A 20,431-nucleotide genomic window follows, 5' to 3' on the forward strand; every position below is an offset into this window, starting at 1 on the left:
CTGTATCCCTGCCCCTTCAGTAGGTATAGACTTTCCCGCTCTTCTATAGTAAGGTGTTTGTAGTGACTCATAGGATGCTGCCCCTTTCTTGGCTGTCCACAAACACCATTTTAGGGCATCGCCGCCTATGAGTCACTCCTTTTTTACCTATCTCCATGTGTTGCACTTGAATTGTAAATCTTGAAATCTGTTTTTTCCGGGGACATGTGCCTCGGAAAAAACACTGCTCAGCCTGCAAGCGTGCGAGTTGGTCCCCAAACAAAGCCCCAAAAAGCGGCTTTGTTTGGGGACTGACGAAGTGCGACGCGGCAGGCTGCATCCCTTCGAAAAAATGCTTGCATTTTTGAGAGAGCCTGTCGACTTTGTCGACAGGCTTAAACGCCCCCTGATGCCTGGCATCAGGGGGCGTTTTGCATTTTGAACGTTTGGGGAGCTCCGGCCCAGAGGTGTTTACTGGCGGAGGATGACGGTGGCGCGGAAGAGGGTGCCGTTGTAGGCGCCGTTGACCTCGATGACATTGCCGGAGTCCAGATCCCGGAGGGAGAGCTCTGCGCCGCTGGCGGCGCTGAGGAGGACGGCGGAGGAGGGGACCTCTACGGTGACCATCTCCTCAGCGCCGGTGTCGGTGGTGGCGCGGAGATAGATGAGATCCTCGGCGTAGTCCACATAGAGGATGGTGCCGGAGACCTTGTTGCCGGTGTTGACGGCCTGCTGGACCTCAATGGCCACCACCTGGTCGCCGTTGACGGCCAGACCCAGCTTGTAGCCCGGCTTGAGCGAGGAGAGGGCCACCTCCTTGTTGTTCTGGGTGACCGAGACGGTGCTGTCCACGGTGTAGGAGACCTCTTCGCCGTCGGAGAGGAGGAGCTCCAGGGTGTAGCCGCTCTTCTCCTGGATGATGCGCTCCACGGTGCCGGTGAGGTTGACGTTCTGGGTGGTGGCCTCGATGCGGGTGACCTCCCCGTAGCGGATGGTGAAGACCACCTCGTCGCCCACCCGGAGCTTATCCACGGTGGAGTCCTCCTCGTCCCGCTCCACGGCGGGGGGATCGGACAGGTCCACCTTGAAGCTGGCCTTGGTGCCGTCCTTCTGGGTGATGACAAAGGTGAGGGTGGTGTCGCTGCCGGAGCCGAAGGTCCGCTCACTGATGGTGCCCTCGGCGGTGGTGGAGCTGGAATAGGCCTGGATCATGGTGGCGTCGTCCTTCTCATCCAGAAGGATGGTGACGAAGTCGTTCTTGTCCAGGTCCCGGAGCCGAGTGGTCTCCCCCTTGTAGGTGATGATGGCGGAGGAGGTGACGTCGTAAGTGGCGTTGCGGTCGTTGGCCAGACGGGTGATGGTGATGGTGTTGTCCGAGCGGTCCACCGATTTGATGATGCCCTGGACATAGTTGGACTTGGTATCCACGGCGGCGGACTGGACGGAGGCGTCCTCGTCCAGCAGCCGGAGGACCACATAGCTGTTTCTGTGGCTGGAGCTCAGGTCGTCCACCAGGCCGTCCACGGTGACGGTGGCGTCGGCGGGGATGGTGTAGGTCCGGGTGACGCCGTCAAAGCCGATGAGCTGGATGGAAGCCTTGGCGGAGCTGGTGGAGACCCGGGTATAGTCGGCCAGGATGCCCTCCACGGTGGAGGTGCCGCCGGTGAACTGGATGGCCACCAGCCGGCCCTGGTCATCCACCTTGCACACGGCGGTGGTGTAGTTGTCGCCGGAGTTCACGATGGAGTAGTCGCCGGTGGTCTTGCTGCCGATCTGGACCTGGGTGAAGCGGTCCATGGTAAAGAGACGGCCAGAGCCGTCGGCGGTGACGGCCACATTCCGGCCGTCGATGCCGTTGACGGTGGCGGTGAAGACCTCCAGATCGGCGCTGACCCGGACGGCGAAGGGGCTGCCGGTGCTGTCCAGGCAGACCCGGGCGTGGCGGCCATTTTTCAGGGCGGCGGCGGTGCTCTCCATGTTGTTTTCGTAGATCTTCACGTTGGCGGGGAGGGTGACGACGCCGATGGGGGCGCCGGTGAGATCGCTGTTGAGGGAGAGCTGAATGACGCCGTTGGTCGTGGTGGAAGAGGCGATGACGCCCTGGCGGAAGGCGTAGTCGGTGTATTCAGGCAGGTCGGGAGAGGTGCCATGGGCCTGCATATAGGCGATGGACCGGGTGAGCATGGTGGCCATGACGGCCCGGGTGACGTTGAGCTTGGGACTGAAGTCGTTGAACTCGTCGCCCTCCACGATGCCGTAGACGTGGAGCAGGTAGACCGACGGCTTGGCCGCGCCGGAGATGGAGGAGGCGTCGTCAAAGGTCAGGGGGTAGGAGGTGAGACGCTCAGACATGGGTCCGAGCTGCATGGCCCGCACCAGATAGACGGCCAGATCCTCCTTTTCGATGGGGTCGGTGAGGTCTCCGGACCGGTAGAGGGACTTCAGGTCAGAGGCGGTGAGGATGCCGGTGGCCAGACAGACGGAGAACTCCTGATAAAACCAGGTCTGCTCGTTGTTGAGGGCAGTCTTCACCGTGTCATAGTAGTCGGTGGCGATGTCCATGGTGGTGCTGGAGTCCAGGCCGATGGCGCGGGCGCACAGGGCCAGGGCTTCGGCGGTGGTGAGCTGATTTTCCGGCTTGAAGTTGCCGTCCTCATAGCCCTTGAACATCCCGGCGGCCGTCATGGCCTCAATGTAGCTCTTGGCCCAGTGGGTCTGGATGTCGGGGAAGGTCGTGGCGGCGGATGCCGGCAGCGCGGTCAGGGAAAACACCATGACCAGCGAGAGCAGGCAGGAGAGCAGTCGTTTCACTTTCATGCGGGGCACCTCCATGGACATGTGGTAGTCGACCAGAGAGGTCGACATAAGGTCTTTATACCAAGTATACCGTTGATGGTGGAAAAAAGCAACTGGAAGTGTGTCGTTTTCCATAAAAACCCACTTCTGAGCTTAGTGGGCCTCGGTGACGCCGTCGGCGTAGCGCACGTCGCTCATGGCGTCCTTCCCGTAGAAGTCGGCCCCCATCCGCCGGGCGTAGTCGGCGGTGAGGACGGCGCCCCCCACCATGACTTTGCACCAGGGAGCCTCCCGGCGGAGGAGGGCGACGGTCTCCTCCATGGCCCCCACGGTGGTGGTCATGAGGGCGGAGAGACCGCAGAGGGCGGCGTGCTCGGCCACCACGGCGTCGGTCACCGCCCGGGGGGAGACGTCCTTCCCCAGGTCCACCACCTGGTAGCCGTAGTTTTCCAGCAGCACCTTGACGATGTTCTTGCCGATGTCGTGGACGTCCCCCTTCACGGTGGAGAGGACCACGGTGGCCTTGGCGGCGGGGCGGTCCCCCTCTACCGTCAGAACGCCCCGGAGGAGCTCAAAGACGGCCTTGGCCGCCTCGGCGCTCATGAGGAGCTGGGGGAGGTAGAGCTTCCCGGTCTCAAAGGCGGCTCCCACCCGGTCCAGGGCGGGGATGAGTCCGGAATGGATGAGGTCCATGGGGGCCTCTCCCCGGTCCAGGGCCGCCCGGGCGGCGGCCACGGCGCTCTCCTTGAGGCCCCGCTCCACGGCGGCGCCCAGGTCCAGGCCGGCGGCGGGCGGGGCGGGGACGGGGGCGGTCTCCCCGGCCATGGCGGCGATGTAGTCCTGACAGCTGGGGTCCAGGCCCCGCAGAGCGCGGAAGGCCCGCAGGGCGTCCAGCATGGGGGCGGAGCTGGGGTTCAGGATGGCGGCGGAGAGGCCGTGCTCCAGGGCCAGCAGGAAAAAGGCGGCGTTGACCGCCTCCCGCCGGGGCAGGCCGAAGGAGACGTTGGACACCCCCAGGCTGGTGCGGCAGCCCAGCTCCCGGGTGATGCGGGAGACCGTCTCCAGGGTGACGGCGGCGGCGCTCTGGTCGGCGCTGATGGTGAGGGCCAGAGGGTCGAAGATGAGGTCCTCTTTGGGGATGCCATAGCCGGCGGCGGTGTCGATGATCTTTCGGGCGATGGCCAGGCGCGCCTCGGCGGTGGCGGGGATGCCGTTCTCGTCCAGGGTGAGGGCGATGGCGGCGCCGCCGTATTTTTTCAAGAGGGGGAAGACGGCGGCCATGCTCTCGGCCTTGCCGCTCACCGAGTTGACCAGGGGCCGGCCATTGTAGCGGCGCATGGCGGCGGCCATGGCGCCGGGGTGGTTGGTGTCGATCTGGAGGGGGAGATCGGTGACGGCCTGGAGCTCCTCCACCGTCCGGGGGAGAAGGGCGGGCTCGTCCACCTCGGGCAGCCCCACATTCACGTCCAGCACCTGAGCCCCCTTCTCCTGCTGCTCGATGGCCAGCCGGAGGACGTAGTCCATATCCCCGGCCCGGAGGGCCTCCTTGAGCCGGGGCTTGCCGGTGGGGTTGATGCGCTCGCCGATAACAACGGGGTCGCTCCCAAAGACCACGGTGCGGGCGTAGGAGGAGACCCAGGTCCGGCCTTTGGGTGTGACGGGTAGGGCGGGCAGGTCCCGGCAGGCTGCCGAGAGGGCCCGGATGTGGTCGGGGGTGGTGCCGCAGCAGCCCCCCGCCGCCCGCAGCCCCGTCCTGACCAGCCCGGCCATGGCGGCGGCAAAGTCCTCGGGCCCCACCCGGAAGTGGGTGCAGCCGTCCACGCACTCGGGGAGGCCGGCGTTGGGCTGGAGGAAGGTGGGGAGGGAGGTGAGGGCGCAGAGCTCCGGGAAGCGCTCGGCCATCTGCTCGGGCCCCAGGCCGCAGTTGAGCCCGATGGCGTCCACCCCCAGGCCCTCCAGCAGGGCCACGGCGGCAGACAGGTCCCCGCCGGTGAGCATACGGCCAGTCTCATCCAAGGTGACCGAGACGAAGACGGGCAGATCGCAGTTCTCCTTTGCGGAGAGTACGGCGGCTTTGGCCTCGTAGAGGTCGCTCATGGTCTCAATGAGGACCAGGTCGGCCCTGGCGGCGGCTCCGGCCCGGACGGCGGGGGCATAGGCGGACACGGCGTCCTCGAAGTCCAGGTCCCCCATGGGCCGCAGCAGCCGGCCAGTGGGGCCCAGGTCCAATGCCACAAAGCCGCCGCCATGCGCGTCGACGGCCTGCCGGGCCAGGGTCACGCCGGCGGTGACGACCTCCTCCACCGGGTGGCCGGAGAGCTTGACGGCGTTGGCGCCGAAGGTGTTGGTGGTGACGATATCGGCCCCGGCGGCCAGGTACTGGGCGTGGACGGCCCGGACGGCGTCGGGCCGCTCCAGGTTCCACAGCTCCGGCTCATGGCCGGCGGGGAGACCGGCGGCCTGGAGCATGGTGCCCATGCCGCCGTCAAACAGGAGCACCCGGCGGGCGAGTTCTTCTCTGATGTCCATGGGGGAACTTCCTTTCTGCAAAAAGGTGTGGGTCATCCCTTCCGGAAGGCGCAGTCCGTTTTGCCGCAGGCGGCGCAGCCGGTGGGAGGGCACCAGGGTGTGGGGGAGAGCCCCACCAGGGCGGTGACCGACTTGGTGGGGGTGAGCATCATGGCTTCGGTGGCGGTGAGGCCGATGCGCCTGGGGGCCTCCAGGGCCTCCAGCAGGGGGCGCTGGAAGGCGATGGGGAAGTCCCCGTAGCCCGGGCTGAACCGGGGCCGGAGAAAGAGCCCCTCCGGCGCTGCTTCCCGGGCCAGACCATCGCAGCACTCGTCGCAGTAGTTCTCCAACAGCGAGGCGGCGCAGGCTTGAAGAATGACGGCCCGGCTCACCTGGGTGACGGCGCAGCGGCGGAGGAGTCGGTCGGTCTCCGCCCCCAGGGTGGCGGTGAAGAGATACACTTCCCCGCAGCCGTTCAGATGGCGGCTTAGGTGGGCGCTGGGGATGGTCATGCCGGCGCAGGTCACCGTCCCGTTTTCCACCGTCAGTGGAAAATGCCGCCACACCGCCCTGGGCCGGGCGGCGGCCAGCAGCTCCGCCCCGCAGGAGCGAAGGGCCTCCTCCAACGGTTCGTCCACCCTGCCGCCGGGGCGGTGGAGGCCCAGGTACCGGCGGGCCTCCTTCCAGTCGATCTCAGCCATGGGGACGGAGGATGCAGGAGAGGTTGTCCATGATCCTGGCCGCCACCTCCGGCTTGTTCATGGTGTAGATGTGGATGTGCTCCACGCCATGGGCGATGAGGTCCAGGATCTGCTCGGTGGCGTAGGCGATGCCGGCCTGGCGCATGGCGGCGGGGTCGTCGCCGAAGCGGTCGGCGATGCCCTGGAGCCGGGGGGGCATAACGGTGCCCGAGAGCTCGCAGGAACGGCGGATCTGCGCCACGGTGATGACGGGCATGATACCGGCCACAATGGGCACGGTGATGCCCTTGTCCAAGGCCCGGAAGAGGAAGCGGTAGAGCACATCGTTGTCGAAGAACATCTGGGTGGTGAGGAAGTCGGCGCCGGCGTCCACCTTCCGCTTCAAATTGTCCAGGTCGGCGGTGAAGTGGGGGCACTCCACATGGCCCTCGGGGTAGCAGGCGGCGCCGATGCACAGGTCCGCCCCGCCAGGCAGCGAGCGGATGTGGGAGATGAGCTCGCTGGCATAGTGGTAGTGCGCGGGGGTGGGAAAGGAGCTGTCCTGGGGCAGGTCGCCCCGGAGGGCCAGGATATTTTCGATGCCGGCGGCGCGGAGCCGCCCCACCATGTCGGAGACCTCCTCCCGGGTGGACGAGACGCAGGTGAGGTGGGCCAGGGCGGGGACCCGGTAGACATCCTGGAGCCGGGCGGCCAGCTCTAAGGTGCGCTTGGAGGTGGAGCCGCCGGCGCCGTAGGTGACGCTGATGAAGTCGGGGGAGAGGGCGGCGGTGTCCCGGAGGACGTCCTCCACACGGGCCAGGGCGGCGCCGGTCTTGGGGGGAAAGAGCTCACAGGAGACGGTGACCCGCCCCTGGGTGAGCAGTTGGGAAAGTTTCATATCGGTCTGCTCCTTCTGATTGACTGGGGGTTATTTTACCACGGTAAAGCGTCCGGCGCAACGAAAACTTGCGGCCGGACCGCCATATCCCGCGCCGGCGCGAAAAATAAGGAGGACCGCAGGGCGGTCCTCCCGTTGCTGTATTCAGCCCAGATAGGCTTTTTTGACGGCCTCGTCGCTGAGGAGCTCCCTGCCGGTGCCCCGCATGGTGAGGCGGCCAGTCTCCAGCACATAGGCGGTGTCCGCCGTGTGGAGGGCCATGTTGGCGTTCTGCTCAATGAGAAGGATGGTGACGCCCTGGCGGTTGATCTCCTTGATGATGTCGAAGATGCCCTTGACCACCAGCGGGGCCAGGCCCAGGGAGGGCTCGTCCATCATCATGAGCTTGGGCCGGGACATGAGGGCCCGCCCCACGGCCAGCATCTGCTGCTCGCCGCCGGAGAGGGTGCCAGCCGCCTGCCAGGACCGCTCCTTGAGCCGGGGGAAGAGGTCGTAGACCCAGCGGATGTCATCCTCCAGGCTGTCGGTGCGGAGATAGGCGCCGATTTTCAGGTTTTCCAGCACCGTGAGGTCGGGGAAGACATGCCGCCCCTCGGGGACCAGGGTGATGCCCTTGGACACGATGCGGTCCGGGGAGAGGCTGGTGATGTCCTCGGCCTGGAGGTGGATGCGCCCCGAGGCCGGCTTCACCAGTCCGGCGATGGCCCGGAGGGTGGTGGATTTGCCGGCGCCGTTGGCCCCGATGAGGGTGACGATCTCCCGCTCCGGCACCTCGAAGGTGATCCCCTTCACGGCCTCAATGCCGCCGTAGTTGACCCGCAGGTCGTCAATCTTCAGCATCGTCTGCCACCCCCAAATAAGCGTCAATGACCCGCTGGTCGTTCTGTACGGCCTCCGGGGTGCCCTGGCTGATGAGCCGACCAAAGTCCAGGACATAGATCCGATCAGAGATCTGCATGACCAGATCCATGTGGTGCTCGATCATGAAGACGGAGAGGTCGTACTCCGTCCGGATCTGCTTGATGAAGTCGGTGAGCTCCTGGGTCTCCTGGGGGTTCATGCCGGCAGCCGGCTCGTCCAGGAGGAGGAGCTTGGGGTCGGTGGCCAGGGCCCGGGCGATCTCCAGCCGGCGCTGGAGACCATAGGGCAGGGAGGAGGCCACCTCGTCCTTCAGGTGGGCCAGGCCCTGTTCCTCCAGGAGAGCCATGGACTCTTCCCGCATCCGCTTCTCCTCTGCTTTGTTGAGGCGGAAGGCGGCGGAGAGGAAGTTCTGCCTGGCGCGCATGTGCTTGGCCACCAGCACGTTCTCGAAGACCGTGAGGGCCCCGAAGAGCCGGATGTTCTGGAAGGTGCGGGCGATGCCCTTTTGGGTGATCTGGTCGGGGGTGAGGCGGACCACGCCGGTGTACTTGCCGCTGTTTTCCCCCTGGTACATGGTCTTCATCTTGCCCTGGGGATGGTTCTCCACGATGACCTCCCCGGCCAGGCTCACCCGGCCATTGGTGGGCTCATACACCCCGGTGATGCAGTTGAAGGCGGTGGTCTTGCCGGCTCCGTTGGGGCCGATGAGGGCCACGATCTCCCCCCGGTTCACCTCCAGGGACAGGTTGTTGACGGCCACCACGCCGCCGAACTGCATGGTGACGTCCTCCAGCCGCAGTACGTTTTCAGCCATTGTGCTCACCAGCCTTTCGGGGGGACTTCCTGGGACGCCGTCGGAAGAGGTCGGGCAGCTCCCGGCTCCCCATAAGTCCCTGACGGAAGAAGAGGACCACGATCATGATGATGATGGAGAAGACCACCATCCGGAAACCGGTGCGGAGGAAGGGGACCTTGATGCCGAAGACCCACATCTCGGCGTCCAGGAAGCGGAGCCACCACTCGCTGGCCGCCACATAGAGGAAGGCGGCGATGGCCGAGCCGGACACCGAGCCGATGCCGCCGATGACCACGATGAGGAGGATTTCATAGGTCATGGCGGTGGTGAAGGTCTTGGCCTGGGCCTGGTTGGCGAACATGGCGAACATGCCGCCGCCCACCCCGGCAAAGAAGGAGGACACGCAGAAGGCCAGGCGCTTGTGCTTGGCCAGGTTGACGCCCATGGCCTCGGCGGCGATCTCGTCCTCCCGGATGGCCTTGAAGGCCCGGCCATAGGAGGAGTTGATGAGGAGCACGATGAGGGCGATGCACACTGCGGCGATGAGGAAGGCCACGAAGGTGGACAGGCGGAAGACCACCTGGCCGTCGGCATTGGTGATGTTGAAGCTGGAGAAGGTGGGGAAGTTCTTGAGGGCGTTGGCGCCGTTGGTGACGGGGCCCAGCTTGTCCCACTGGAAGATGGCCCGGATGATCTCGCCGAAGCCCAGGGTGGCGATGGCCAGATAGTCGCTCTTGAGCCGCAGGACCGGCAGACCGATGAGCCAGGCCACCGCCGCGGCCACGCAGCCGGCCAGAATGAGGGCGATGAGGACGCCCAGCACCAGGCCGGGAACGGTGTCTGCCCCGCCGAAGAGGTCGGGGAGGGAGAACTTCACTGCCGAGCCGCCATAGAGGTAGTAGACGCTCTCCCGGCTCTCCACGGGGATGGTGAGGATGGCATAAGTATAAGCGCCCAGGAGCATGAAGCCGGCCTGACCCAGGGAGAAGAGACCGGTGAAGCCGTTGAGCAGGTTCATGGACACGGCCACCAGAGCGTAGACGGCCCCCTTTTTCAGGGAGGTGAAGAGGAGGATGTTCTTGGTGGGGTCCAGGGTGTTTTCCAGCGCCACCACCAGGGCCAGCAGGGCGGCCACGCACACCAGGGCGAGGAAGGCGCCCTTTTTGCTTTTCTGTTGCAGCATATCAGCGCCCCCTTACACTTTGTCGGTGGCCTTCTCACCGAAGAGGCCGGTGGGCTTGACCACCAGGATCACGATGAGGAGGGCGAAGGTGAAGGCGTCGGAGAAGACGCTCCAGTCGGAGCCCTTGATGACGCTCTCGCAGATGCCGATGAGGAAGGCGCCGATGACGGCGCCGGGGATGGAGCCGATGCCGCCGAAGACGGCGGCCACGAAGGCCCGCAGTCCGGGCAGCGCGCCGGAGAGGGGCACGATGGAGGGATAGTTGGTGAAGTAGAGCATGGAGCCCACCGCCGCCAGGAAGGAGCCGATGATGAAGGTCACCGAGATGACGGAGTTGATCTTGATGCCCATGAGCTGGCTGGTCTCGAAGTCCTTGGCCACGGCCCGCATGGCCATGCCCACCTTGGTGCGGTTGATGAGCTGGGTGAGGGCCAGGACCAGGAGGATGACCAGCACCGGGGTGACCACGGTGACCCACTTGGTGGGGGCCCCCAGGATGGTGACCGACTCGGAGAGGAAGGGCAGGGAGGGATACATCTGGGGCAGACCGCCGGTGATGTAGGTGGCCAGGTTTTGCAGCAGATAGCTCACGCCGATGGCGGAGATCATGACGCTCATGCGGGGGGCGGAGCGCAGGGGCTTGTAGGCCGCCCGCTCAATGACAAAGCCCAGCAGCACAGTGAGAAGGAGCATCAGGGGCAGGCTGGCCATCAGGGGCAGGGACGCGCTGAGGTAGACCATCATGAGGCCCGCTACCATGAACACGTCGCCGTGGGCGAAGTTGATGAGGCGCAGGATGCCATAGACCATGGTGTAGCCGATGGCGATGAGGGCGTACTGTCCGCCCAGGGAAATGCCGGAGAGCAGGATGGATACGGCGTATTGCACAGGGACGACCTCCCTTTCTTTCTCAACTAGGATGGGATAAGACCGTCTCGAAAACGGCCGGGAAGGGCAGCTTTCGAGACGGCCCTATGGAGGGCCGCAGCGGGAGCCGCGGTGCCCAGGTAAGATGCCGCCTGACGGGGGTCGCCCCGCCAGGCGGCATTGCGGTTTCTTTTCAGAGATCAGCTGGCAGTCTGGACGGTCTCCAGGGTCCAGACGCCGTTGGCGGTGTCGGCGGTCTTGATGTAGGCGGTGTCGCGGACGGCGTCGCCCTGCTCGTCAAAGGCGATGGAGCCGGACACGCCGGTGTAGGTGACGCCGGGCAGGGCGGCCTTGACGGCGGCGGGATCGGGGGAGCCGGCGGCCTTCAGGGCCTCCAGGGCCACGTAGTAGGCGTCGTAGCCCATGGCGGTGACGGCGGCGATGGTGTCGTTGCCGCCGTTGTTGGTCATGGCGGTGGAATCGCCGTTGATGTAAGCCTTGATGCCCTCGTCAAAAGCCTCGGAGCCGCCCTCCTGATAGAAGGTGGAGACGTAGAGCTTCACGGTGGAGCCGGCGGCGGCCTCCAGGACCATATTGCTGTCCAGGGTGTCGGAGCCCAGGATGGGGATTTCCAGACCCATGTCGGCGGCCAGCTTCACGATCTGGGTGGAGTAGGCGATGGACACGGGGCAGAAGATGACGTCGCAGCCCTCGGCCACGGCCTTGCTGAGGTAGGTGGTGAAATCGGAGGTGTTGGCGGGGAAGGAGTCCTTGACCACCTCGCCGGAGAAGGTCTGCTCAAAGTAGCTGATGAGACCCTGGTCGTACTCGTTGCCCAGTTCGCCCAGCAGATAAGCCTTCTTGGCGGAGAACTTCTCCTCGGCGAAGTTCACCAGGACCTGGGCCTGGAAGTTGTCCAGGAAGCAGATGCGGAAGTAATAGTCGTTGCCGGCGGTGACGCCAGGGTTGGTGCAGGTGACGCCGATGGCGGCCAGACCGGCCTCATCGAAGATGGGGCCGCCGGCCATGGACACGCCGGAGCCGTAGGAGCCCAGCACCAGGGCCACATCCTGGGCCACCAGGTCGGCGGCGGCAGTGGGGGCCTTGGCGGAGTCGGAGCCGTTGTCGGCGTAGACCAGCTGGACGGTATAGGTCTCCCCGCCGAGGTCCACGGTGGGGGTCTCGATGTTGGCGTACTGCATGCCCAGCATCTCCTGCTTGCCACCGGGGCCGGAGTCGCCAGTGGAGGGCTCAAAGACGCCGATGCGGATGACCTTGTCGCCGCTCTGGGCGGCGGGGGCGGAGGCCTCGGGTGCGCCGGTCTCGGGGGCGGCGCTGGAGGGGGGCGTGCTGGAGCAGCCGGCCAGAGCCGTCAGGGCCAGGGAACAGGAAAGGGCGAATGCAAGAAACTTTTTCATGGTCACAGGTTCCTCCTTGTCCGTTCTGGGCTGAGATAAAATGTCCCTAATATGAGAACGAATGTCCACAGCCGTTGCTTTATTATAGCAAAGCGATAGAGAAAATGCAAGATGCTTCCGGCTAAAAGCGCATATTTTTTTCCCGGCGCCTGATATATACCAATTTGTGGGTCAAAAGGGCAGGGAAGAGGCTGTAATCCTGCATATAGGGACAAAAGAAGAAAAAATGTCCGCAATGTGCGGACAAATGTAGATAAAAAGTAGGAGGAGCCGCCGGAGTGGCAGCTCCTCTGCTGTGGGAGAAAAGAGAACGCGATTGATGGGAAGCAGTTGCGGTCATCAAAATGCTGCCGGGGGAGGAAAACAGCGCAATGTCTAAGGATCTATTTGACCAAGAAGCCATAGCCCCGGAGAATCTGACGAAGGGCCTCCATTTCTCCGTCTGTTGGTGTATGGCTGAGGAAGCCTGCACAATCCGGCTCCAGCTGTTCCCGTTTGCCCTCGCCCAGATTGTGATAGGGAAGCAGGTCGATCTCGGTGCAGCGGATGTGACGCTCTGTGAGAAAGCGGCCTAGTGCGTGCATGTCCTCTGGAGTGTCGTTGCAGGGGGGGATGACAGGGCAGCGGACGATGATGGTGCACTCAGTCTGCTGGGAGATATGTTCCAGATTGGACAGGATGGTTTCGTTGCCCTGGCCAGTGTAGGCGAGATGCCGGTCGGAGTCCATCTGTTTGATGTCATAGAGGACAATATCGGTGTACCGGAGCACTGGCTCCATAACCTCCCAGGGCACAGCGCCGCAGGTTTCCACGGCGGTGGTGATACCACCCTCCCGGCACAGCTGGAGCAGCGCGCCGGTGAATTTGGGGTGGGCCAGAGCTTCGCCGCCAGTGACGGTGATTCCTCCGTCGGAGCCATAGAAGAGCTTATCTCCCATGACTTCGTCAAAGACCTCTCCCACGGTGGCGATGCGTCCTGAGATGCTTCGTGCCTCTGTGGGGCAGATATCCGTACACTGTCCGCAGGCGATACAGAGCGTGCGATTGGTTTGGACCCGGTTGGCAAGGTCAGTCCGGCGGGAGACAGCCTTTTGAGGACAGAGCTCGATGCACTTGCCGCAGCCTACACATTTATCAGAGAGATACATGAGCTGGGGGACGGTGGACTGAGACTCAGGATTGGCGCACCATATGCACCGCAGGGGGCAGCCTTTGACAAAGACATTGGTGCGGATACCCGGTCCATCATGGATGCAATAGTGCTGGATGTTGAAGATGGTACCAGTTATGGCTCTAAGCGTGTCAGACATATCGGTCATTCCTTTCCTTCCTGGGGAAGTGAAACACACAGGCGCTTGCCCAGGTTGATCTTGGCATAGCGGTCATAATAGCGGAGGATCTTACAAGAGAAGACCATACGCTGCTGAAGCTCTCCACTGGTGAGGTCGGCTTTGATGAGCTCCTGAAGCTTGGCGAGCCGGGCGGAGAAGGTGTTGCGGTGCATGTAAGCTGCCCTGGCGGCCTGGGAGACACTGCCGTTGTTGAGACAGTAGTAATAGAGGACATCGATGAGGTTGGTTTTGTGGAGCAGGTCGTAGCGGTAGAGCTTCACTGCGTCGGGGTGGGTGAGATAGATGATATCGTCGTGGCCCAGCAGAGCGTTGAAGCTGTTGATACACAGGTCGATGGATACATATTCGGCGTAGTCCTCAAAAAAGAAGATCCGTTGGTTGGCACAGGGCCGCAGGGCGCGGCCAAGCTGAAGGACGCTCTTGGTCAGCAGGTAGTTGGTGCGCAGCATGGAGCGGCGGCTGGTGGCGTTGCTGATGGCGGCAAAGGCGTCGTAGTGGACCAGCAGCTCCTGGAGCTGCCGCTGGTCAAAAATGGGGGCGGGCTGGAAATCCCGGTCGGGACGGCTGAGGAGCAGGACGATGCCGCCATCATAGACAGCAGCGTTGCTCTCGGGGAAAATGGTCTCCAGTTGAGCCAGAAGGGCGGAGGGGGGATCGGCAAAACTGCCGGGGCGGGATGGCTCTACAATGATGAAGCTGCAAAACTGCTGAGGGATACGGGAAATGAGAGAGAAGCGGTGGCGGATCTCCTCTTCATCGGTAAGCTGGCCGGTGAGCAGATCAGCCAGCAGTGTTTTGAAATCCGCGCCGGCCCAGTAGCGCCCTTCCCGGCAGGCTGCAACCCGACTTACGTTCTGACTCACCAGCTCAAGCAGGGGACCAGTGTCGCTGTCACGCCAGCCTGTGGGCGTAAAGAGCAACATATGGGAGATAAGGCTGCCCCCTTTGTATACGGCACTGGCCCAGCACTTGCCACGGCTTCCCATGGCCTGGCAGACCAGGGAGGGGACGCCTTCCGATTTTGGGAGAAGGGTGGTGGCGGTAGCGGGGGAGAGGATGCCGTGGTCCAGCATCTCACGGGCGGGGTCGGAGTCCAGACAGGCATGGCCACCATAGTAGACGACACGGCCGCCGGTGCTGAGCAGAAAAAGGGCACCGCCAGCCAGTTCGGCGCCACAGTCGGCCACATCCTGGATGCTGTGGCGCCGGCCTGCCGCCTCCACCAGGCGCAGCTCCCAGCTCCGGTACCGGCGAAGGACGGAGGAGAGACGTTCGTGGAGCTCCAGCAGCTCCAGATCGGTGACTACCAGTGCCACACCCATGACCTGGGCCAGCTCCTCCAGACCCTGTGCGGTTCCGGTGGAAAAGAAGGCATGCCCCTGTAGGACAGAGAGACCAACATACTGCTCCAGCAGTGTGTGGAGTTCCTGACCGTCGCCTACCCAAAGGGCGGTGGGGTCCGGTCCATCCCAGTACCGGGCAAACCGGACGGAAGAGTGTTGAGACAGCGATGCGTCGGCAGAACTTTGATGAAGGATATGTCCTTGCAGTGGTGCCAGCCAACAGGTGAGCTGTAACATGCCGCGGCCTCCCTTTCTGAGAACTACTCGTATGAACATGTTCATTATAACAGCCTTTCAGAGGAGTGTCATCCCATTTTCTAGAACGGAGAAAATATGTGCATCTATGCTGAAGCGCGGGATGAAAAACAACATCTCTGCACACACTCGCTGGAGTGCCGGATGCAAACGGTTGTGCAGAGATGTGGTGGTATGCTATGCTCACCACAGATCGGGGCGGAACCGCGGCCGCCTCTAATCGGGTTTCAGAATCAGAAAGAGACGAGCGCAAAGGAGTTGTTTTACATGTCGGCATCGACCGTATTGATCCTCTTCCTCGTAGCAATGGTGATTTCCATTGTTGTGGGAAACAAGTTCAACGCCATCGGCCTGCTCTCTATGACCTTCGCCTACATCATCGGAGTCTTTCTCATTGGAATGAAAGCGTCTGCTGTTGTGGCAACCTTTCCTGCCAAGATCCTCTTCACCATCATCGGCATCTGCTGGCTGTTCGGCTATGCCAATGAAAACGGCACCCTCCGTCAGATCACTCTGATCCTGGTCTACAAGTTCCGCAAATATCCCAGCATTCTGCCCTGGGTCTTCTTTTTCATCGCTGGCCTCATTACCATGACCGGCGCCTCTCCCTATGCGCCCAACGCCGTGCTCATGCCCATCATCATCTCCATCTGCCTGTCCACCAACATGAATCCGCTGTTCGGCTCCCTGATGGTGAACATCGGCTCCTATCTGGGCTCCCAGGTGCCCTGGGGCCAGGGTGCCAATATCCAGAGGGGCGTGCTGGAGGCCGGCATCCACGCCGGGGAGATCGACTCCATTCTCTGGAACGGCTTTATCACCTGCGCCCTCTTTGCCCTCGTTTCCGGCGTTCTCACCTTCGTCCTGTATAAGGGCTGGCGGGCCCATGTGGACAATGTGGACTTCATCACCATGCCCGAGCCTATGAATGCCGCCCAGAAAAAGACCTTTGCCCTCATTCTGATCCTCATCGTTCTGATGGTGATCCCTTCCCTGATGGGCGTGCTGGGCGTAGCCCCCATGAAGGCCCTCTCCTCCAAGCTGGATATCTCCCTGGTATGCATCACTCTGGCCATGGTTGCCGCCCTTCTTAACCTGGCCGACGCCAAGACTGTGGTCAATAAGCATATCCCCTGGAACACACTGATGATGCTGGCTGGCGTGTCCATGCTGGTGGGCGTGGCCACCGAAGGCGGAGCCGTGGATCTCATTGGCTCCTGGATTGGCGGCAATGTTCCCCAGGCCATGATCGTGCCCATGTTTGTCCTGCTAGCCGGCTTTATGTCTGTTTTCGCCGCTGGAGCTTCTGTGGTGGCTCCCACCCTCTTTGCCCTGGTCCCTGCTCTGGCCGCCAGCGCGCCTACCCTTAACTACCATGCCGTCTATGCCGGCATTGCTATCGGCGCCAATGCCTCCGCTGTGTCCCCCTTCTCCGGCGGCGGCTCCCTCACCCTGGCCAACATTAAACAGGACGAGATCCGTGAGAAGATGTTCCTGCCCCTCATCATTGCTGCCGCAGTTCTGGTGCTGGTGGCCACAGTTCTCGGTGTCACTGGCCTCTACGGCTTGCTGTAAGCTATGAGCGGGAAAGGATTTACCAGACGTCTCATCGATCATGTGTTGTCGGTGGAGTATGAAGACCTTCCCGCCGCAGCGGTGGAAGCTCAGAAACAGTCTTTGGCCGATATGCTGGCCGTAATGCTGGCGGCCACCGGACTGGATGCTGCCTCCGCCCCCTTCGCCGCTTTGGCGGCGGAGGGGCAGGGGCGATGTACCATCCTGGGGCGGATGGAAAAAACCACCCCTACCCTGGCCGCTCTGGCCAACGGAGCCCTGGTCCACGCCCTGGACTATGAGGACTCCCATGAGGTGGCCACCGTCCATCCCAACTCCGCCGCCCTCCCCGCTTTGATGGCCCTGAGCCAGCATCTAGGGAATGTGTCGGGGAAACGCTTTCTCACCGCTATGGCTCTGGCCAGCGATATCTGCTGCCGCCTGGACCTGGCCGTCAATGAAGACCTGCTCAAGTATGGCTGGAACATGCCTCCTGTCCACGGTTCTATGGGGGCGGTGCTGGGGGCAGGCAAGCTGCTGGGACTGGATGCCGGTCAGCTCGCTGATGCCTTGGCGCTGAACCTATGTCAGGCTACCTGTACAGGAGAGGCAGCCAATAGTGCCGGTTCCGCCCTGCGGAGCGTGCGGGAGGGATTTGCCGCCCAGGCAGCGGTACAGTCGGCCCTTCTGGCCGACCGGGGGGTACTTGCCCGGCTGGATGAGCCCTTTGAGGGCAGACTGGGTTATTATCACATGTACGCACGGGACAATTATACCCCAGAAAAGGCATTGGGCGGCCTTGGCACCGTCTTCCAGGGGGCTTTCATCAGCTTCAAGCCCTGGCCTGCTTGCCGGGCCACCCATACCTCCATTGAGGGGACGCTTTCCCTGATGGAGGAGCACCACATCCGTCCGGAGGAGATCCGGGAGATCCACATCGTGCTCCAGGAGATTGGCCGCATGGTCACCGAACCCCGGGATGCCAAATACCGGCCACAGTCCTCCGCCGTGGCCAAGTTCAGTCTCCCCTTTGTGGTAGGGACAGCCGTGATTTATGGAGCTGTGGGCCTGGACAGCTTTACCCCGGAGCGGCTGAATGACCAGGCGGTACTGGCTATGGGGGACAAGGTGATCTGTGAAATTGACCCAACGCTCACAAAGGAGCAGAACAAGTATACCGACATCACCATCATTACTGACCGTGGGGCATTCTATCGGCACCTGGAACATCCCCTGGGCTGTGTAGAGCATCCCATGGGCAGAGAGGTGCTGCGACAAAAATTCTTCGACTGTGCCGCCCGAGCCAGCCGGCCCTATCCAGGGACGGAACTGGAGGCCATTTACGACGATATCTGGCGTCTGGAAGAATTGGAGGATGTGGACCGCCTTTTCTCCAGACTATGAGTCAATCAGCAAAACACATTGGTAGAAAGATTGGAGGACCATCATGACAGACAGGATCAAAAGAATGCAGGCGGCGCTGAAAACCGACAAGTACGTTTTCTGTGCCGAAAAGGCCAAGCTGGTCATTGATTCGTGGAAGAAGCACGAAGGGCTGCCCGCCATCCTCAGCCGGGCACACGCCACCGCTGACTATCTGGACAACCGCACCATTTATGTGGACGAGGACGAGATCATTGTGGGCAATGTGGCATGCAAGCCCCACGGCTTGGAGGCATCCTGCTGGGGCCCCTTCTGGGACGACGAGGACCTGGACTCTATCCTGGAGGGTAACTACACCATCTCCGACGAGGACCGGGCTACTCTGCGCAGTCTGGACTCCTTCTGGGACGGACAGGACCGTCAGATGTACGAGTGGCAGGGTCGCTTCTATGATGACGAGCGGCTGTGGCCCTTTATCCGTTCCGGTATCCTCTGCCCCCCCTGGACCAGCAAGGTCAAGGGCCGCGGTTCCGGCGGCGCCGGCTTTGGCTGGGGCCTGGGAATCGGGCTGAGCTTCTTTGTCCCCGACTATGGAAAAATCGTCACTGAGGGTATCCACAAGACCCTGGACGATGCCAAAGAGGAGCTACGCAACGTCCGCTATGTGGACAATGACTCCTTTGATAAGGCCATCTATCTTCAGGCGGTCATTATTGCCCTAGAGGCCATGGTCCGCATGTACCACCGCTATGGAGACGCCTGTACCGAGGCAGCGGCCCGGTGCGGTGATCCAAAGCGGAAGGCCGAGCTGGAGCAGATGGCCGAGACCTGCCACTGGATTGCGGAAAAGCCCTCCCGGGGCTTCCGGGATGCCATCCAGAACTTCTGGTTCTACTGGATGATGATTACCCACGGCACCGTTCCCGGTGGTCGCTTTGACCAGTACATGTATCCCTTCTACAAGAAGGACATTGAGAGCGGCACCCTCACCGACGCCGACGTACTGGAACTTATCGAGTGCCTGCGCATCAAGATCATGCAGTTCAACTTTGTCTCCGGCAACGCCAAGCAGCGGGACAAGTGGGCTGGTATGGCCCGGTGGCACAACTTCCTCATTGGTGGTGTAGACAAGGACGGCAACGACGCCTCCAACGAGCTCTCCTATCTGGTGCTGGAGGCCGCCAATGAAGTGCGTACTCCTCACTTCACCATCACCCTGCGGGTCCACGAGGGCACGCCCGAGCCTCTGATGAAGAAGGCACTGGAGCTGGTCAAGACCGGCCTGGGTATGCCCGCCTTTGTCTCCGACAAGAGTTATATCCAGGGCCTGGTGGACCAGGGCGTGCCCCTGGAGGAGGCCAGAGACTATGCGCTGGCCGGCTGCCTGGACCTGAACCTGCCTGGCAAGTCCCGTATCAACGCTCTGGGTATGTTCATTGTGCCCAAGGTGCTGGACATCACCATGCACAACGGTATCATGCGGGAGACCGGCGAGCGCATCGGGCCTGAGACCGGTGAGATGAAGGACTTCAAGACCTATGAGGACTTCGAGGCGGCCTTCAAAAAGCAGCTTTACCACTTTATGGACATGTACAACGAGGAGCACAACATCCTCATCCGGGTCACCAGAGCCGTCAACTGCGATGTGGTCCACTCTGCCTTCGCCTATGATGGCATTAAGTGTGGCAAGGATATCATGGAGCGGAAGATGCCCTACGAGAACGCCTCTCTGATGAATCCCGTGGGCATGATCTGTGTGGCCAACTCCCTGGCCGCCGTAAAGAAGCTGGTCTTCCAGGACAAGACCTGCACCATGGAGGAGCTTTTCAACGCCATTGAGGCCAACTGGGTGGGCTATGAGGATCTGCATAAGAAGTGTGTGGACGCCCCCAAGTTCGGCAATGGCGAGGACCTGGTGGATGACATCGCCGCCGACCTCTATCAGTTCTGGGCTGCCAGCTGCAACACCTTCACCACCGTCTATGGTGTGCCTCCCCGCCCCACTGGCATTTCCATCACCGCACACGCCCCTGGAGGCGGCTACACCTGCGCTACCCCCGATGGCCGGCATGCCGGAGATACGCTGCCGGACGGTGTGGCCTCCCCCGCTCAGGGCACCGACCTCAAGGGTCCCACAGTATCCCTGTGCAGCGCCATGAAGATTGACCAGGATCCCTTCAACGCTATGTTGCTCAACATGAAGCTCCACCCCACTGCGCTCAACAGTGACGACGATCTGAAGAAACTGAGTACGCTTATTACCACTTATCTTACCAATGGAGGTAAGCACATCCAGTTCAACGTAGTGGACAACGAGACTCTGCACAAGGCACAGGAAAAGCCCCAGGACTACCGGGACCTGGTGGTTCGTGTGGCTGGATACAGCACTTACTTCACACTCCTTACAAAAGCTGTCCAGGATGAAATCATTGCCAGGACCGAGAATCGGCTATAAGACCAGAGTGGATAAAAAAGCACCTGGAGCTGCAGCAGTCGCTGCGGCTCCAGGCTTTTTATCGGGGAGAAATTCCTTCGATGCTCCCCGTGGGACGGGAGAG

Annotated in this window: 14 protein-coding genes; 3 read left to right on the plus strand and 11 right to left on the minus strand. The window is 62.3% G+C overall.

What is annotated here, in order from left to right; translation table 11 throughout:
• Positions 1 to 450: 450 nt before the first annotated feature.
• The 11 genes from Q0Y09_RS11915 to Q0Y09_RS11965 form a co-directional block, all read right to left on the minus strand.
• A complete protein-coding gene (locus Q0Y09_RS11915) occupies positions 451 to 2,796 on the minus strand; it encodes an S-layer homology domain-containing protein (RefSeq protein ID WP_297721950.1) in 2,346 nt (781 codons plus the stop codon).
• 132 nt (positions 2,797 to 2,928) lie between these two features.
• Positions 2,929 to 5,304, minus strand: coding sequence for a homocysteine S-methyltransferase family protein (locus Q0Y09_RS11920; protein ID WP_297721953.1), 2,376 nt, complete (start codon positions 5,302 to 5,304; stop codon positions 2,929 to 2,931).
• 32 nt (positions 5,305 to 5,336) lie between these two features.
• Positions 5,337 to 5,984: a Vitamin B12 dependent methionine synthase activation subunit gene (locus tag Q0Y09_RS11925; RefSeq protein WP_297721956.1), complete on the minus strand. Its 648-nt coding sequence runs from the start codon at positions 5,982 to 5,984 to the stop codon at positions 5,337 to 5,339.
• The gene (gene metF / locus Q0Y09_RS11930) at positions 5,977 to 6,861 is read right to left on the minus strand and encodes a methylenetetrahydrofolate reductase [NAD(P)H] (RefSeq protein ID WP_297721958.1); all 885 of its coding nucleotides are present in this window, start codon (positions 6,859 to 6,861) and stop codon (positions 5,977 to 5,979) included. The genes Q0Y09_RS11925 and metF overlap by 8 nt, the downstream gene beginning before the upstream one ends.
• A 144-nt stretch (positions 6,862 to 7,005) precedes the next feature.
• Positions 7,006 to 7,701: an ABC transporter ATP-binding protein gene (locus Q0Y09_RS11935; protein WP_297721961.1), complete on the minus strand. Its 696-nt coding sequence runs from the start codon at positions 7,699 to 7,701 to the stop codon at positions 7,006 to 7,008.
• On the minus strand, positions 7,688 to 8,536 hold the full coding sequence (locus tag Q0Y09_RS11940) for an ABC transporter ATP-binding protein (RefSeq protein ID WP_297721964.1): 849 nt from the start codon (positions 8,534 to 8,536) through the stop codon (positions 7,688 to 7,690). The genes Q0Y09_RS11935 and Q0Y09_RS11940 overlap by 14 nt, the downstream gene beginning before the upstream one ends.
• Positions 8,529 to 9,701 (minus strand): branched-chain amino acid ABC transporter permease, encoded by a 1,173-nt coding sequence (locus Q0Y09_RS11945; RefSeq protein ID WP_297721968.1) that lies wholly within the window; start codon positions 9,699 to 9,701, stop codon positions 8,529 to 8,531. The genes Q0Y09_RS11940 and Q0Y09_RS11945 overlap by 8 nt, the downstream gene beginning before the upstream one ends.
• Positions 9,702 to 9,713: 12 nt before the next feature.
• Positions 9,714 to 10,589, minus strand: a complete 876-nt coding sequence (locus Q0Y09_RS11950) for a branched-chain amino acid ABC transporter permease (RefSeq protein WP_297721971.1) — start codon at positions 10,587 to 10,589, stop codon at positions 9,714 to 9,716.
• 179 nt (positions 10,590 to 10,768) lie between these two features.
• The gene (locus tag Q0Y09_RS11955; RefSeq protein ID WP_297721975.1) at positions 10,769 to 11,986 is read right to left on the minus strand and encodes an ABC transporter substrate-binding protein; all 1,218 of its coding nucleotides are present in this window, start codon (positions 11,984 to 11,986) and stop codon (positions 10,769 to 10,771) included.
• Between the two features lie 383 nt (positions 11,987 to 12,369).
• Entirely contained in the window at positions 12,370 to 13,305 is a 936-nt protein-coding gene (locus Q0Y09_RS11960; RefSeq protein WP_297721978.1) for a glycyl-radical enzyme activating protein, read from the minus strand.
• Entirely contained in the window at positions 13,302 to 14,918 is a 1,617-nt protein-coding gene (locus tag Q0Y09_RS11965) for a CdaR family transcriptional regulator (protein ID WP_297721981.1), read from the minus strand. The genes Q0Y09_RS11960 and Q0Y09_RS11965 overlap by 4 nt, the downstream gene beginning before the upstream one ends.
• A gap of 285 nt (positions 14,919 to 15,203) precedes the next feature.
• Between Q0Y09_RS11965 and Q0Y09_RS11970 the strand changes: the two genes are divergently transcribed.
• From Q0Y09_RS11970 to Q0Y09_RS11980, 3 genes are read left to right on the plus strand one after another with little or no spacing between them, the layout of a single operon-like run.
• Positions 15,204 to 16,511 (plus strand): SLC13 family permease, encoded by a 1,308-nt coding sequence (locus Q0Y09_RS11970; RefSeq protein WP_297721984.1) that lies wholly within the window; start codon positions 15,204 to 15,206, stop codon positions 16,509 to 16,511.
• A gap of 3 nt (positions 16,512 to 16,514) precedes the next feature.
• A complete protein-coding gene (locus tag Q0Y09_RS11975; protein ID WP_297721987.1) occupies positions 16,515 to 17,894 on the plus strand; it encodes an MmgE/PrpD family protein in 1,380 nt (459 codons plus the stop codon).
• A 43-nt stretch (positions 17,895 to 17,937) separates the two neighbouring features.
• Complete coding sequence (locus tag Q0Y09_RS11980; protein ID WP_297721990.1) at positions 17,938 to 20,328, plus strand: pyruvate formate lyase family protein; 2,391 nt, start codon at positions 17,938 to 17,940, stop codon at positions 20,326 to 20,328.
• Positions 20,329 to 20,431: the final 103 nt, after the last annotated feature.

This window comes from Intestinimonas sp. (assembly GCF_026169115.1).
Lineage (GTDB): Bacteria > Bacillota > Clostridia > Oscillospirales > Oscillospiraceae > Intestinimonas.

Excerpts from the sequence above, each read along its gene's own strand:
- Q0Y09_RS11915 (WP_297721950.1), bottom strand. The coding sequence starts at position 2,796 with ATGAAAGTGAAACGACTGCTCTCCTGCCTGCTCTCGCTGGTCATGGTG.
- Q0Y09_RS11980 (WP_297721990.1), top strand. The coding sequence starts at position 17,938 with ATGACAGACAGGATCAAAAGAATGCAGGCGGCGCTGAAAACCGACAAG.
- Q0Y09_RS11965 (WP_297721981.1), bottom strand. The coding sequence starts at position 14,918 with ATGTTACAGCTCACCTGTTGGCTGGCACCACTGCAAGGACATATCCTT.
- Q0Y09_RS11975 (WP_297721987.1), top strand. The coding sequence starts at position 16,515 with ATGAGCGGGAAAGGATTTACCAGACGTCTCATCGATCATGTGTTGTCG.
- Q0Y09_RS11945 (WP_297721968.1), bottom strand. The coding sequence starts at position 9,701 with ATGCTGCAACAGAAAAGCAAAAAGGGCGCCTTCCTCGCCCTGGTGTGC.
- Q0Y09_RS11970 (WP_297721984.1), top strand. The coding sequence starts at position 15,204 with ATGTCGGCATCGACCGTATTGATCCTCTTCCTCGTAGCAATGGTGATT.
- Q0Y09_RS11955 (WP_297721975.1), bottom strand. The coding sequence starts at position 11,986 with ATGAAAAAGTTTCTTGCATTCGCCCTTTCCTGTTCCCTGGCCCTGACG.
- Q0Y09_RS11925 (WP_297721956.1), bottom strand. The coding sequence starts at position 5,984 with ATGGCTGAGATCGACTGGAAGGAGGCCCGCCGGTACCTGGGCCTCCAC.
- Q0Y09_RS11940 (WP_297721964.1), bottom strand. The coding sequence starts at position 8,536 with ATGGCTGAAAACGTACTGCGGCTGGAGGACGTCACCATGCAGTTCGGC.
- Q0Y09_RS11935 (WP_297721961.1), bottom strand. The coding sequence starts at position 7,701 with ATGCTGAAGATTGACGACCTGCGGGTCAACTACGGCGGCATTGAGGCC.
- Q0Y09_RS11920 (WP_297721953.1), bottom strand. The coding sequence starts at position 5,304 with ATGGACATCAGAGAAGAACTCGCCCGCCGGGTGCTCCTGTTTGACGGC.
- metF (WP_297721958.1), bottom strand. The coding sequence starts at position 6,861 with ATGAAACTTTCCCAACTGCTCACCCAGGGGCGGGTCACCGTCTCCTGT.
- Q0Y09_RS11960 (WP_297721978.1), bottom strand. The coding sequence starts at position 13,305 with ATGACCGATATGTCTGACACGCTTAGAGCCATAACTGGTACCATCTTC.